The following is a 14,307-nucleotide window of genomic DNA, read 5'->3' on the forward strand; positions in this document are numbered from 1 at the left end:
TTGGGGGCGGCATCTTCGAGGCGGTGCCGTTTGGCGGAGATGAGGGCGAATTCGACGGCGACGAAGAAGGCACTCAGTGCGATGAGAGCGACGGTGATGGCGATGACGATCCAGGGGTTGCTCATCGGTTCTCCTCCGCGGTTTCAGTCCCGGCCATCTCGGTGAGGTCGAGGCGTAGTCGTAGTAAGGCGGGGACGTGCCGCTTGACGGTCAGGACATCGATGACCAGTGAATGTCGGGGTTGTTCGTCGTCGGAAATCAGGTCGGCGGGATCAGGTGGCAGTTCGACGCGGATCCGGGTTCCCTCGGGTGGGAGTTCGCCGTGATGGGCGATGGTGAAGCCGGCGATCGTTTCGTAGTCACCACTCGGGAGGTCGTGTCCGATGGTGCGCTCGATCTCGTCGAGGTGCACGCCACCGTTGACGGTCCACGATCCGTCCTCGCTGGGGAGTTCGCGTGGAAGATCGGGGTCGTGTTCGTCGGTGATTTCGCCGACGAGCTCTTCAGCGATGTCCTCGAGGGTGATGACACCGGCGAATCCGCCGTATTCGTCGATGACGCAGGCAAGTTGGTTCTTGCTGTCGGTGAGTTCGGACAAGGCCTTCGGAAGGGGAAGTGTGGTCGGGAGGATCAGTGCGGGGCGGGTGAGTGCGCGCACGGTCAGATCAGTGGTCGGCGTCAGGTCGAGAACATCCTGGAGGTGGATGACTCCGACGATGTCCTCGGAATCTGCCCCCACGACGGGATATCGGGAGTGCCCTCGCCCCATGAGAGTGAGGATGTGGTCGAGGGAGTCGTCGGCGCGGACGGTATCGACATGGGTGCGGGGGATCATCGCGTGCTCAACTGGGCGCGTGGGGAAATCGAGAATGCGATCGAGCATCGTCGACAACTCGGGCGGCAGAGTCCCGGTTTCGCGGGACTCGGCGACGATGTGCTCGAGATCGCGGGCGGAGGCGGAGTGCTCGACGTCGTGCACCGGCTCGATCTTCAGTGCGCGAAGTAGCAGGTTCGATGCCTGGTCGAAGATCCAGATCAGCCAGCCGAACAGTTTCAGATAGAGGGTGGTCGAGCGAGCCAGCCACCGGGCCACCGGTTCGGGACGGGCGATGGCCAGGTTCTTCGGGAACAGCTCACCGAAGAGCATCTGGACCAGGGTGGAGAACAGCAACGCCAGCACCGCACCGATCCCGAGCCCCACTGCGGTGGGGATGCCGATGCCGCCGAAGATCGTTCCGAACGATTGACCGATAAGAGGTTCGGCGACGTAACCGACCAGCAGACCGGTGACGGTGATGCCCAGTTGAGCTCCGGAGAGCATGAATGAGGTGCGGCGGGTCACCGCAAGGGCCCGCTTTGCACCAGAATCGCCGGCCTGGGCGAGAGAATTGAGCCGGGATCGGTCCACGGCCATGTAGGCGAACTCTTGTGCAACGAAGTAGCCGGTGACTGCGGTGATCAGCAGAACGACCAGGACGCCCAGCAGGAGTGTCAGGGCGATCATCATGAGCCGGACACCTCGCCATCACGCGCGGTGACGTAGTGGGGTGTGTCCGGCCTGGGTCTGTGACTGTCCATGGGTCTCTCTGTCGATGCGGAAGAAGCCTTGTTCTTTAATCTACGTTTACCTTGCCGGGAAAGTTCCCAGCGCCATGCGGTTTCCCCGAAAAAGTCGCGGTGAACGAATGACGTACCTGACCCAGGCAGGCCGATAGCCGATCGATCATGCGTTCACAGCATGGTCGTCTCCCCGGGGATCGCGCCCCGGTTGGTGTGGGCGTCGGTCGAGTCCGAAGCGCCGCTGATCGGCGGGTATCCAGGACTCCGGTGGTTCGTACGGCGGAGATGCAGGTTCACTGATGTCAGGCGGGCGGGCTGCGTGTCGGGATTCGGTGTTGTTCACCCAATGTTCTGCGGGCGCTTGGTTCGCCGAGGTTTTCGATCCACTGCGACAGCCGAGACTTTCTTTCATGGCTACCACGAGATCGGTTGTCGACGCACTGATCGCCCGACACCCCGTGCTGACGGTGCAGCAGGCTGCAGCGATGGTCATGGAGGATTCCGTGTCGATCAATGGGCGCCCGGTTCGTCACCCCGGACAGCTCGTTTCCGAATCCGATCGAGTTGAAATTGTACGTTTTGGGGGCCGCACCGCGTAGCTCGACCATCACATGGTCCAGGGTAGTCAGGAAGTGGGTGGGCAGTGGGTCGTCTGCGAACGAGGCTGTCACTCCTGATCAGCAGTACGTCGGGAGTATCGATGAGGGCAAACCCGAGCAGTGTCCCGATCGTCGGGACTAACGCGCACAGGAGTTTTCACTACACAAGCACGTTCCGTCCGCGACACTGTTTCCATCGCTTGCTGTGTACGTCGTCGTCACAGGAGTGCCGTGACGCCGTATAGGGCGACGGCTGAAATCGTTGCTGCTGCAGGAAAAGTGGTAACCCAGGCGATGAGCATGTTTCCCGCTACGCCCCACCGGACGGCGCTGAGACGTTTGGTCGAGCCGACACCCATGATCGCCGACGAAATCACATGTGTTGTCGATACCGGCGCCCCCATGCCGGCAGAAGCGACGTAGAGCACCGAGGATGCGGTCAGTTCCGCTGCAAAACCCTGGGGAGGATCCAATTCGATGATCTTGCGCCCAAGAGTCCGCATAATACGCATCCCACCTGTTGCGGTCCCGAGGGCAAGAACAACTGCCGTCAGCAAGAAACACCACCACGGAATCGAGTAGTCGTCTTGTCTACCCGAGACGACAAGAGCCAGGACCACGATGCCCATGGTTTTGGCTGCGTCTTGCATCCCGTGGCCGAAGGCCATGGCCGCCGCAGAACATGTCTGGGCCTTTCGAAACCCTCGACTGGTCGATGCCGGAGATGCGTGTCGAAACAGCCACATGATGCCTGACATGGCCATATATCCCAGGATGAAGCCGACGATCGGCGAGACAACCATCGGGATCAGCACCTTTTCGATCACACCACCCCACAGCACAGTCATCCCGCCGGCCAGCGCGGCCCCGACCATCCCGCCGACAAGAGCGTGCGAGGACGATGACGGTAATCCGTACCACCACGTGATGAGATTCCAGCCGATCGCACCGACCAAGGCGCACCCGAGTATCAGTAAGGCGTGAGTGCTGACGTCGAGCTCGATTATTCCCTCTCCCACTGTGGCAGCGACTTTGGCGCCGAAGAAGGATCCGAGAAGGTTGCCGATTGCGGCCATCAGTAATGCTGAACGCAATGTCAGTGCACGCGTGGACACTGATGTCGCAATAGCATTGGCCGAGTCGTGAAAACCGTTGGTGAAGGTAAATGCCATAGCGAGTGCTATGACCAGGAGCAGCATCAGCACAGCTGGTCACGATTCCTTGAGGACGATGGTTTCGATCACATGCGAGACCTTTTCGAAAGCATCGGCTGCGTCTTCGAGTTCGTCGGCGATGTCTTTGAGTTTCATGACGGTCAGGGCATCGAGATGGCCGTCGAAGAGGTTGGCGAGACATGTTCGATAGAGGTGATCGGCCGTATTCTCGAGTTCATTGATTTTGATCCAGTAGCTTTCGAGTCCCTGCATCGATGCCAGTTTGGGCATCGCTTCCGCCGTTATCTTTGCGCACGCGTCGAGGGTGTCGATCACGTCGCAGAGATGGTGCGGTAGTTCGCGCACTCCGTACAAAGACACGAGATGCGACGCCGCTTCCATGTGGTCCATCACGTCGTCGAGAGTTGATCCCAGCGTGTAGATATCAGAGCGGTCGAACGGAGTGGCGAAAGTTGAATTCACGGTTCGGAACAGCTCGCGCTTTATGCGGTCGCATTCGTGCTCGAACTCGACCATGCGTTCGGCAATGCTGGCGGTATCGGCTTGTGGGCTGGCCAATTCGGTAAGAGTTTTGGCCCCGAATTCCAGATATTGTGCCGTGGAGATGAACAGTGCGTAGAACAGTTCGGACTTGGGTTTGAAACCGGAGAACATGAATGTGTCTTTCGCGTCGCTGCAGGGAAGACCAGGGCAGTGGCAGCGTGGATGAGGGACACGGTGCCACTGCCCTAGTCAGTTCAGGGGGTTTGCAGTTCGTTCAGCGCTGATGTGCGCTCGACGATCCACGTGCGCATCTGATCGATGCTCGACTGCAGCGTCTCTGCGGTCAGTTCGTCACTGGTGGGGATGGACGTCGCGAGTGAGTCGAGAATTTCGGTCGCGCGGCCGCTTTGGTACATCTGCTCGAACAGGTTCCAATACGTCTTCTCGTACAGCTCGGCGAAAGCAGGCGATTCGAGGAAACGCTTCTTCAGAGAGTTCGTAGTACCGAGTGGACCCCCGGGAAATCCCTGTTGACCAGGAGCTGTCGCATCCGCGCCTTGTCGAGGGGCGCCGCCTTCCGGCATGCCTTCTGGGGCTTCACCAGCCGGTATGGCCCCCGGCCCCGCGCCGCCCCCGGGTCCTCCGCCGCCGGCTGGGCCCATAGCGATCGAAACACTGTCATGAGGGCCGGTGGCGGCATCACCTTGCATGGCGAGGTTGAGATCCCAGGACACCACGGAGATCCTCTTGGTGTCCAGGTCGTACCAGAGGTAATAGTTCTGACCGGGGCCGCTCATGTCATCGCCGTTGACGATGAGGTTTTGCGTGGCAACGTATCGAGCGAAGGATTCGACGTCGATCCAATCGGAGAGGTGCGCGTCGAACTCTTCCGAGCTGGCTGCATCCATCCACTTCAGAAAGCTGATGACCGGTTGTAGGTTTCCGTTGTCGACGGCATTGATTTGTTTGAACTGGCCCGCATAGGCGGTCTGGTCATCGCCCACGTACGCAAATCGTGAGCTCGCATCCGCCTTGTAAAGGTACCCGTCCGACTCGAAGAGTGAGTTCGCATAAGTGTCGTCCGGATGTTCGAGTACCAGACGAGTCGACGTCGCACTGTCATTGATCGAATACGCCGTGTACGCGTAACGCTGCGTCGGTTGATCACTATCGGCAGTCAACGACAACGCCATCGCTTCGTTGACCACCGGCGATCCAGGCCGGACCGACAACTCGGTCATCCCCTGATACGCGCGGCCCTCGGAGTTCTCATCGAAACTGATGAGCAAGGGAAGTGACGTCGGGTCATCGGCCGAGGCCGTCGACCCCATTCCCGCCATCATGTCCTGTGGGTCGAAATCTGTTGGTAGTTCCAGTCCCTCAGGAATCTCGAATCCGTCAGGCGGCGTGAACCCTTCCCCTCCTGGCATCACCCCATCTCCTCGAACACCCATGAGGGTGGAGTTACCCTTCAGCCGCACCGAGGCATCGTTGACGAAAGTTCCGTCGATGGTGATGTCCGCGGTGATCCATTTCTTGTCGCCACTCTTCCGGAACGAGGAGATCATGTCGTTATACTCGGAATCGGTTATCTCCAGTGACAATTGATGCGAGACCGAGGGGTCGAACAATTCCACGGTGCCACTGATGTTGTCGGTGATCTCGGAGGCGATGACAGATGTGTCACCAGTGATGTAGGGACGAATTCGTGTCTCACCGAACACGAAGGCCAGGACGGAGACGAATGCGACGAACACCACCAACAGCTTCCAATGCTGACGCAGCGTCTTCGGTATCCGATGTTTGAACTTGCTCCGCGGCGGCGAAGAGCCGGTGCCCGTCACAGTCATCAGATGTCCGTCTGGTCGTATCCGGTCAGAACGGTCACGCGCTGACCTGCATTGACGGCGCTCAGTGCAGATATCAACTCTGCAGATTTATTGCCCTTCTTCATTTGCGCGGTGTAGTACAGCTCATTGAGCGCACCCGATCGCGCCGAATCAGTAGAGACCAACTCGAACTCCGAGCAGTGTTTGATGAGTACGTCCTCGACGTATGCGACGTATTCCTGTCCAGGCGGAACCTGAACCTTGACAACCTGACGCTGGACATCGAGCTTGAACCAGTTGAACTTGTACATGATCAACATGACAAGACACACCGCTACAGTCGCAGCGATCGCCAGAACATAGAAGCGGGTGCCCGTCGTCATACCGATCGCCATCGCCAGGAAAATGAACCCGACGTCCCGGGTTTCCTTGATCGCGTTGCGGAATCGGATCACCGACAACGCGCCGACCAAAGCGAATGCGCGAGCGACGTTGGACCCGACGACAAGCATGATCAGCGAAACGATCATGCCCACCATGACCAGTGTCTGCACATACGATTGGCTGTACGAGACGTTCTTGTGTGTGTATCGATAGACCCAGCCGATGATGGCGGAGAGAACGAACGCCAACGACAACGATACGATGATGTCGAAAGTGGAGAATGTTCCACTCAGGTCCTGTATCTCGAAGTTCATGGTTTCCTGTTTCGGTGTTGGGAGTGGATGCTCAATAGTGCTGTCGGATCACGCGATACGTGTGCGGTGCCGAAGTAGATCTTCCGGTGCGCGACTGTCGAAACCTGCGGGCATCGCCAATTCCGGTGCACCGCTACGTGATCGAGGGGCCATGTCGAAGGCCTCGATCGATTGACAATATTTCGATACTCGAATGATGGACATATTCATTCGCGCCGTCATATCCGTAGCCCAATAAGGCACTCGTTCATTGGCTTTGAGTTCCACGATCGCGAGCTTCGGAGGGATGATGAACCTGTTCTCCGCTCCCGAAGCGAAGTGGAAGTCTCGGTCCCGCCCGTGCACCTTGTGATCGATGGTCACACGCAGCCCGAGATCGGCTTCCGTACCGACGTACGCCTCCCGCAGATACCCAGTGGTCACTATCGGACGAAGATCAAGATTTCCCATCAGCGTTGTCACTTCGTTGACGAATGGACGTTGCGAAATATCGACATCGATTTCTTCTCGACCGTCGAGCCACCGCTGCGCGGTCCCGTACGGCAGCGCGATCCGTCGCTTCTGCGTAACTCGATTGACCCGCTGCTTGATCTCGATCTGGACCGGTGTGTCATCGACACAGTCCGACGGCTCTCCGTAGAGACGAAGTCGCACTTTGCGTCGAAACTTCAGCCCCTCGATCTTTTCCCAGTAGAACAACAGATCAGGTGTGTCGTAATACAGCGATGTCACCGGATACCCGCCCTTCGGCGAGTAAGGGTCGGTCTCCATTCGTGCCACTAGCTCTCGGCGCAACTCCGGCACCTTCAACTCGTCGACGAAGTATTTGATCTCGTAGCGGTTGAACGAGTGCAGCTTGCTGGCGGTCTGCTGAAAACCATTGGAGGGGAGAGCAGTCGGAATGTTCACCTCTTGCTGCCTCGAGGGAGGATCTCGGAACCGGTCGAAAATGCTCATGCCTCAGGTTCTCCTGGATTGGAAGTCGGATATCTACGTGGTGGAGTGCTCGAAAATGTGGTGCCGTCGGATCTGTAGGCCTTGTGCAGATCCCGTACGGAAATCAAGGGCGTCGCCGTCTGGTTGTCTTTCATGGAGGTCGTTTCGGCGTCGAATAGACCTTCCTCGGATTCGTGAGTGGAAGAATCCCCCACGCGTGGACACCGTCGTACCGCAGGCGCGGTACACGGATTGATCTCCTCGTGGGACGTGGACACCTCGATCCTCTGAAATGATGAGGTGGCCGCCATGCGGGTGGGATATCCGGCGACCGATAGGAGACGGACATGGTCGCGCGCAGCGCCTCGGACGGGCATCGCGGTGTGAGGGGGTGGATCGTTTCGGCCGCCACGGTGGTCCTCGTGATTATCCCTGGCGTGGTCCCGCCCCACCCGGGTGCGGGTTTCGTGTGGTCACCTGACGTCCTGGCCCTCAATGCGGTGGCCGCGGCGATCCTGATGGGCCGACACCAGCGGCCGCTCGCGGTCCTGGCCGCGGTGATCGGCGTCGTCGCAGTGAGTGTGCCACTCGGACTGTTCAATCCGGGCCTCGTCTTGGCGGCGGGAGTCGCCGTCTACACGACCATGCTGTACGCGACCCGGCGCCGTGGTTTCGTACTCACCGCTCTCGTTGCCCTCGCCATGCTCGCTTTCGTCTTCGTCGACGGATACAGCGGCCTCCAGAACGTCCTGACCGTGCTGCTCGGTGGTGCTATCGGCGATGCGGTTCGCACGCAACGCGACTACGTCGCGTCCGTCACCGAACGTGCCGAGCGTGCCGAACGAACTCGCGACGCGGTGGCCGGGCAGCGGGTCGCCGAGACCAGGCTGGCGATTGCTCGCGACCTCCACGACGTCGTCGCGCACCAGATCTCGGTAATCAACCTCCATGCCGGCGTCGCTGCGTCCTCGCTACGTAACCGACCGGCCGACGCCGAGAAATCGCTGGCTGTCATTCGCAGCGCGTCGCGCACTGCACTCACCGAGATCGGCGACCTCATGGCCACCCTACGAGACCCCACCACCGCGATCGGCCCGTTCGGCCTGTCCCAACTCGACGATGTAGTGCGTGAATTCGCCAGTCATGGAATGGAAGTCGCTGTCCACATCGATGGCGATCCGTACGAACTGCCGGCGTCGATCGATGTGACTGCACTGCGCGTAGTCCAGGAAGCGCTCACCAACGCCCACAAGCACGGCACCGGACACCGCGCTCACGTGCTGATCGGTTACCTTCCTCGTGCGCTCCGCATTACCGTCAGCAACCCGACCGCCTCAGACGGAGCAGGGGCCCGGCACCTCGGAATGAACCAGGGGCTGATCGGTATGAGGGAACGGGTCGACTCGGTTCGCGGCGCCCTCCGTTACGGGGCCGACGGAACAGGTAGGTGGCTGCTTGTTGCCGATCTACCCACAGAACCCGCCCATGACGACCAGGACACACCGGACGACCTGGACGCACCGGACGACGTGGCCGCACAGGGAGACACACAATGATCACCATTCTTGTCGTCGACGACCAAACTCTTATCCGGTCTGCGATCACCACCCTTGCCACCCACAGTGTCGGCCTCACCGTCGTCGGCGAAGCAGGCGACGGTGAGCGCGCGATCGAACTCGCTCGCCGTCTGCGACCGGATGTGGTGCTCATGGATATCCGGATGCCAGGTGTCGACGGGATTGCCGCCACACGGACCATCTGCACCGACCCGAACCTCGAGTCGGTGCGGGTACTGATACTCACCACTTTCGAGGAGGATCAGTACATCGTCGGAGCGCTGCGCGCCGGCGCGAGCGGGTTCATCGGCAAAGGGGCCGATCACGACCAGATCATCGCCGCGATCCGCGCTATCCACCGCGGCGATGCTCTGCTCTCACCGGTCGCGACGCGTAGCCTGATCAACCGGTACGTTCACCCCGCCGCCGACAGTGAACGGGTGCCGCCAGCGCTCGCGCACCTTACAGAGCGGGAGATGGAGGTCCTTACTCTCGTCGGCGCCGGCCGGTCCAACGACGAAATCGCCACTGGCCTGGTGATCTCACCGCACACCGCCAAGACCCACGTCAACCGCATCATGACCAAGCTGCAGGCCCACGACCGGGCACAACTCGTCATCGCCGCCTACGAGAACGGTCTGATCCGACCGCACCTCAATTGACGCTACCCGCAGCGGCGGGACAACATGCGCCCCGAACGGGGACGCCGGATGTATGCCGAACAACCTTATTAGCGAACGCATCACCGGCAGCAGCCCGTCGGGGCAACGCCGAGGGAACCCGCACAAGGGAGGTGCACCCGATCTCCAGCTCGCAGAGTGATGGACACCCGCCCTGATCCACGCCATCCGCCCCCGTACCAACCCTTGTGCGGTTCGGCGAACTTCCCGAAGTACTGACAGTTATGAGCTGCGGCGAGCGGATTGTTGTCTGGGTGTCCCTTATTGAGTAGCGATGCGCGTATTGAGTAGTGATGCGCGCGAAACGGTGCAGATGAGGTCGGATCAGTGGCCACCCACAGGACGGATTCGCCTGCACCGGAAAACTATTAGGATTCTGACGCATGACTTTCCACTTTACTGGCCAGCGGCAAGACACAGATACTCACACGCGAGGAATGCCCGACCCTGTTGTACGCCCGCAGGTCTCGACCCAGCCCCGTATCCTAGAGCGACACACAGAACGGAAGTGAGTGCGATGCCACACAACCCATCCTCCCCGATCGGAATCGTCACCGGCGCGGGCTCGGGGATAGGACGGGCATCCGTCGCCCTGCTCCGCCAACTCGGCGCAACCGTCGAAGCCTGGGACAAGGATCAGAGCACTCTCGACGCTCTTCCCTCCGACGAGCACCTTCTCACCTGCCTCGTTGACGTCACCGACGAGACAGGCGTGACCACAGCAGCTGCCGAAGCAATCGCACGTCACCGGCGCATCGATTACATTGTCAACTGCGCTGGAGCCTATCTCTACGCCTCACTCGAAGACACAACCACGCAGCAAATTCGAAAACTCCACGACCTCAACGTCATCGGACCCACGCTCGTCACGCAAGCATTCTTGCCTGCTCTACGCGCATCGCACGGGTCCATCGTCAACGTTGCCAGCACGGTGGCACTCAAGCCCACAGCCAGCAACTCGCACTACGCAGCCTCGAAAGCAGCACTTGCCCAGCTCACCCGATGCTGGGCCCTGGAACTAGGCCCAGACGGAGTGCGTGTTAACGCCATCGCACCAGGCCCCATGCCCACTTCACTCTTTCGTAGTGCTGGCATGACCGAAGCACAAGAAACAGAACTTCTCAGCACCCGAACAGCCACACTCCCCCTCAGACGCGCCGGCACCCCGGAAGAAGCCGCGATCTGGATCGCTCGCCTCGCTCTCGAAGACAACTGGACCACCGGCGCCGTCATTCCCGTTGACGGAGGCATGTCCTTGTGACCCACGGAACCCGCTATTGGGCCTCGACCTGGGTGCGGTTTGCGCGTTAGGACTCGGTTTCGGGGTACTGCCCGAATTACCGGAAGTCCCATTCCCGGAGCAGCGGGCCTCGAAGTTGGCTGCGATGTCGGGAGCGACCTCGGCCCCGGCGGCCGGGAGAGTGGCGCCCCCGGCGATGACCGCGGCGCCGGCCGCGTTGAGAGCCAACCCGGTCGGTAGTGCGATACCGGTGTTTCTCACACTGCCCGACGTTGTCGACACCAACGCTGGAAGAGGATCTGCACGGCGGTGCGGGTGGGTGGGCCGAATCGCAATCCGCGGAGCAGTCGGCGGTAGGAGAAGCGGTCGTCCCAAACGCGCAGCCGGCCGTTTGCGAATGTGTAGTGGCCGTCTACGTCGAGGTGCATGGCAAACCATCCGATGCGGATGATCTCTCTTCGCCGGGAGGACACGGTGTTGTGGTCGGTGGTCATCGTGAGCACTTCCACGACCTCGTACCTGGTGATCAGGCGAGAGACGATCGTGAGCGCCCGTTCGACGCGTTTGCTTCCACGCACGCTGGGCAGGCCGGTGTTGCGCCATTCGATGTCGGGATCGACGAGTGCGCGCACGGCATCGGCGTCCATTTCCTCCAGTGCGATCAGCAGGTCCACCACCCGCGATGTCAGTTGATCGTCGTTCAACAGGTACTCCGGTCGTCTGGAATTGTGTTTTCTCATCGGTGGATTCATGTGGTGACCGTCAGGCAGGGACTGTTGCTCCGCGAAACGCACAGGAGCATCTTGCCGGCGGCGCGCTCGGCTGAGCTCAACGAATTGTCACGATGATCGACGTCGCCGTCGCTGACGTGGACCATGCAGGTGCCGCAGAAGCCCTGACGACATGAATAGGGGGCTTTCGGGTTCACACGCAGGACCGCGTCCAATGCGGTCTGGTCGGCGGCGACATCGATGACCTGACCGGTGCGAGCCAGTTGGATGCGGAAGGGTCGTCCATCGACGACCGGTGCGGCGGAGAAGCGTTCGGCGTGCACTTCCACACCGGGCTCGTTGCGCACACAAGCTGTGATCAGGTCCATCATCGGGACCGGACCGCAACAGTAGATCGCGTCGCCGCTGCGGACATTCGGCGGGAGAAGATCGTTCGCTGCGGGTAGGCCGTATTCGTCGTCGGTGCGGATGGTGACCCGATCACCAAACGGCGACAATTCCTCGAGGAACGGTAGTGTGCGGCGCTCGCGACCGACGTACATCAGCGACCAATCCAGGCCCATGCGCTCCGCCTCGCGGACCATCGGCAGTATCGGTGTGATGCCGATGCCACCCGCCACGAAGTGAACGCGCTTCGCGCGCTCGATTCGCCCGGGTTCGACGAACCCGAACGCGTTGCGTGGACCGCGAACGCCGACGACGGTACCGACTGGCAACTCGTCGTGCACCTCGTTCGATCCGCCACCATCAGGAATCCGGCGTACCGCGATCCGGTAGCAGCGTCGATCGGCGGGATCGCCGCACAGCGAGTACTGACGTATCCGTCCCGAGGGCAGGTACAGGTCGAGGTGTGCCCCGGGATACCACCGTTCGAGGTCGCTGCCGTCAGGTGCTCGCAGTTCGAGACTGACCACGTCGTTGTCGGTGGCCACCGTCGTGCGCTCCGACACCGTGAGTGTTGTCTTGTACTCGTCGATCCGGTTTTCCGTTGGCTCGTCGCGATGAATCAAGACCGCCAACTTGACCTGCGTGGAGACCAGGACATCCAGAATGCGCAGGATCGAGTCGCGGCGCTTGCCGCGGCATAGGTCGACCGGGATCTCGTGGGGGGCCTGCCACCGCTGTGTGAGTTCGGGCGCGTTGGGTGTCATGTGTTGACCCGCTTGGCCGCTGGCGATTGCGCGACGTAGGCGAGGGCCTGGGCGGTGGACCCCACACTGTCGGGGTGAAATCCCGGCACGAACGTCGACACACCGCTCCAGAACCATTTCGATACACCAGGCACCAGTCCGCGGCGTCCGGCGCGGACGAATTCCAGTAGCAATCGCGGATAACCGATGTTCGGCGTGTTGGGGTCGTTGCGGCTCAGATACATCGCAGCACGGAGCAACCACCCCAAAAAGATTGGCCACGTGATGATCATGGAGATACAGCGGCGAAAGTAGCCGACTCCGAAGTACGTGGCGACCTCGTGTGCCACGGCACGATGCTCGACCTCTTCGGCCCCATGCCACCGATAGAGGTCAAGCATCTGCGGATCCGCGCCGAATTTCTCCAAGTCCGCGTTCAACGCCCAGTCGCCCACGAACGCGAACATATGCTCCGAAGACGCGCAAATCCCGAGACGCTCGATCAGACGCTGCCGGATGGCCTGCGGATCGGAGTCGTCACCGATGCCCAAAGTTCTACGGAAGAAATACTGCATCTGGCGGTTGAACGGGGCCGGGTCGATCCCGTGCCGTGTGAACACCTGATTCATGACCTCGTCATGCGCCTCTGCGTGCAGCAATTCTTGGCCCATGAAACCGAGCATGTCCTCGCGAAGCTTCTCGTCGTGCACGTCCGGGAGAGCCTGCTCGAAGGCCTGGATCATCATCCGTTCGCCCTCCGGGATGACGAGGTTCATCGAGCCGAGGAGGTATGAGGCGATCGGCTCGTTCGGCAACCACACCAAAGGCGCTTTCTCCCAGTCGAAATCGACTCGCCGCGGACGGATCGCTACCCGGCCGGGCGGTGCGATCGGACGCTGTGTCAGTCCACTCGTAATTCGCATGACCACTCCTCACTCATAAGTACGCAGCAGTACTTATGAATGAGCATGGCGATCTACCCGTGGCTTGTCAACACCGGACTACGAAGGGTCGGACGAGAGGTCCAGTACCCGTTCAAGGAAGGACATGATCGGCGCATGAAGATTCATGTACGAATTCGACCCGTCAACCACCTGGCGGTAGAACAACTCGTTGCAACCGCCGATCGCCGCGAGAAACACTTCACGCCCCGGGGCTTCTGAAGACTTGGACGAGTAGCCGACGAGCAATGCATCGGCGAGCAGTTCCACGTACTCGTTGCGCTTCGCCACCCCTGCCGGGCCGGCCACAGGTAGGTCCACCACCCAAGCTCGCACGAACTCCGGTTCGGACGAACACGTCTCGAGATACTTCTCGATTACAGCCGAAAGCTGTTCGTGTAGAGACAAATTGGTGGTCGAGCTTTGTGTCGAGGTGATGTTGGAGACGATCACCTCGATGCCTGCGTCGATCGCTGCGATCAAGCACGCTTCTTTGCTCTCGAACTGCTTGTAGAAAGCTTGGCGAGATACCCTGGCACGCCCGACGACGTCGGCGATCGTGGTCGAGGCGATCCCCTTCTCCGCAGTCGACGAGATCACCGCACGCAGAATGCGATCACGTTGCGCGTCTTGGACCTCGCCCGCAGCGAGGCGGCCGCGGCCACGCGGCAATCCGGGGAGGTCACGATCGAACGATCCGGCCAGCCTGCGCATACCGAAATCGTAGCCCGCCTGGCGCCATCGGTTCT

15 protein-coding genes are annotated in these 14,307 nt (G+C 60.6%); 4 read left to right on the forward strand and 11 right to left on the reverse strand.

From position 1 onward, the window contains the following. A partial coding sequence (locus AC2ETI_RS28530) for a CNNM domain-containing protein (protein WP_483634746.1) occupies positions 1 to 125 on the reverse strand: 125 nt, incomplete at its 3' end. Continuing rightward, positions 122 to 1,507 (reverse strand): hemolysin family protein, encoded by a 1,386-nt coding sequence (locus AC2ETI_RS28535; RefSeq protein ID WP_483634709.1) that lies wholly within the window; start codon positions 1,505 to 1,507, stop codon positions 122 to 124. The genes AC2ETI_RS28535 and AC2ETI_RS28530, both read right to left, overlap by 4 nt. 463 nt (positions 1,508 to 1,970) lie before the next feature. Here AC2ETI_RS28535 and AC2ETI_RS28540 point away from each other — a divergent pair, with 463 nt between their 5' ends. After that, on the forward strand, positions 1,971 to 2,159 hold the full coding sequence (locus tag AC2ETI_RS28540) for an RNA-binding S4 domain-containing protein (RefSeq protein ID WP_019746039.1): 189 nt from the start codon (positions 1,971 to 1,973) through the stop codon (positions 2,157 to 2,159). A 218-nt stretch (positions 2,160 to 2,377) separates the two neighbouring features. On the opposite strand, the gene AC2ETI_RS28545 is transcribed toward AC2ETI_RS28540, so the two are convergent. The 5 genes from AC2ETI_RS28545 to AC2ETI_RS28565 form a co-directional block, all read right to left on the reverse strand. After that, positions 2,378 to 3,358, reverse strand: a complete 981-nt coding sequence (locus AC2ETI_RS28545; protein ID WP_483634747.1) for an anion permease — start codon at positions 3,356 to 3,358, stop codon at positions 2,378 to 2,380. Positions 3,359 to 3,370: 12 nt separating this feature from the next. Next, complete coding sequence (locus AC2ETI_RS28550) at positions 3,371 to 3,988, reverse strand: DUF47 domain-containing protein (RefSeq protein WP_483634710.1); 618 nt, start codon at positions 3,986 to 3,988, stop codon at positions 3,371 to 3,373. An 83-nt stretch (positions 3,989 to 4,071) separates the two neighbouring features. Then, the gene (locus tag AC2ETI_RS28555; RefSeq protein ID WP_483634711.1) at positions 4,072 to 5,667 is read right to left on the reverse strand and encodes a CotH kinase family protein; all 1,596 of its coding nucleotides are present in this window, start codon (positions 5,665 to 5,667) and stop codon (positions 4,072 to 4,074) included. Then, positions 5,667 to 6,344 (reverse strand): DUF4956 domain-containing protein, encoded by a 678-nt coding sequence (locus tag AC2ETI_RS28560; protein WP_019746034.1) that lies wholly within the window; start codon positions 6,342 to 6,344, stop codon positions 5,667 to 5,669. The genes AC2ETI_RS28555 and AC2ETI_RS28560 overlap by 1 nt, the downstream gene beginning before the upstream one ends. 48 nt (positions 6,345 to 6,392) lie before the next feature. After that, on the reverse strand, positions 6,393 to 7,301 hold the full coding sequence (locus AC2ETI_RS28565; RefSeq protein ID WP_029537254.1) for a polyphosphate polymerase domain-containing protein: 909 nt from the start codon (positions 7,299 to 7,301) through the stop codon (positions 6,393 to 6,395). 326 nt (positions 7,302 to 7,627) lie between these two features. Here AC2ETI_RS28565 and AC2ETI_RS28570 point away from each other — a divergent pair, with 326 nt between their 5' ends. From AC2ETI_RS28570 to AC2ETI_RS28580, 3 genes are all read left to right on the forward strand, one after another. After that, complete coding sequence (locus AC2ETI_RS28570) at positions 7,628 to 8,836, forward strand: sensor histidine kinase (protein WP_483634712.1); 1,209 nt, start codon at positions 7,628 to 7,630, stop codon at positions 8,834 to 8,836. After that, a complete protein-coding gene (locus tag AC2ETI_RS28575; RefSeq protein ID WP_019746031.1) occupies positions 8,833 to 9,498 on the forward strand; it encodes a response regulator transcription factor in 666 nt (221 codons plus the stop codon). Before AC2ETI_RS28570 ends, AC2ETI_RS28575 begins: the two co-directional genes overlap by 4 nt. A 535-nt stretch (positions 9,499 to 10,033) precedes the next feature. Next, positions 10,034 to 10,777 carry an SDR family NAD(P)-dependent oxidoreductase gene (locus AC2ETI_RS28580; protein WP_019746030.1) on the forward strand — a complete coding sequence of 248 codons (744 nt, stop codon included), beginning with the start codon at positions 10,034 to 10,036 and terminating at the stop codon, positions 10,775 to 10,777. Between the two features lie 236 nt (positions 10,778 to 11,013). On the opposite strand, the gene AC2ETI_RS28585 is transcribed toward AC2ETI_RS28580, so the two are convergent. The 4 genes from AC2ETI_RS28585 to AC2ETI_RS28600 form a co-directional block, all read right to left on the reverse strand. After that, entirely contained in the window at positions 11,014 to 11,496 is a 483-nt protein-coding gene (locus AC2ETI_RS28585) for a limonene-1,2-epoxide hydrolase family protein (protein ID WP_283307783.1), read from the reverse strand. Between the two features lie 8 nt (positions 11,497 to 11,504). Next, on the reverse strand, positions 11,505 to 12,638 hold the full coding sequence (locus AC2ETI_RS28590; protein ID WP_483634713.1) for a PDR/VanB family oxidoreductase: 1,134 nt from the start codon (positions 12,636 to 12,638) through the stop codon (positions 11,505 to 11,507). Next, positions 12,635 to 13,540, reverse strand: a complete 906-nt coding sequence (locus AC2ETI_RS28595) for a metal-dependent hydrolase (protein ID WP_021333229.1) — start codon at positions 13,538 to 13,540, stop codon at positions 12,635 to 12,637. Before AC2ETI_RS28595 ends, AC2ETI_RS28590 begins: the two co-directional genes overlap by 4 nt. 78 nt (positions 13,541 to 13,618) lie before the next feature. Continuing rightward, positions 13,619 to 14,272, reverse strand: coding sequence for a TetR/AcrR family transcriptional regulator (locus AC2ETI_RS28600; protein ID WP_047888644.1), 654 nt, complete (start codon positions 14,270 to 14,272; stop codon positions 13,619 to 13,621). Positions 14,273 to 14,307 lie beyond the last annotated feature (35 nt).

Source organism: Rhodococcus sp. MurmanLake-1 (assembly GCF_056945715.1).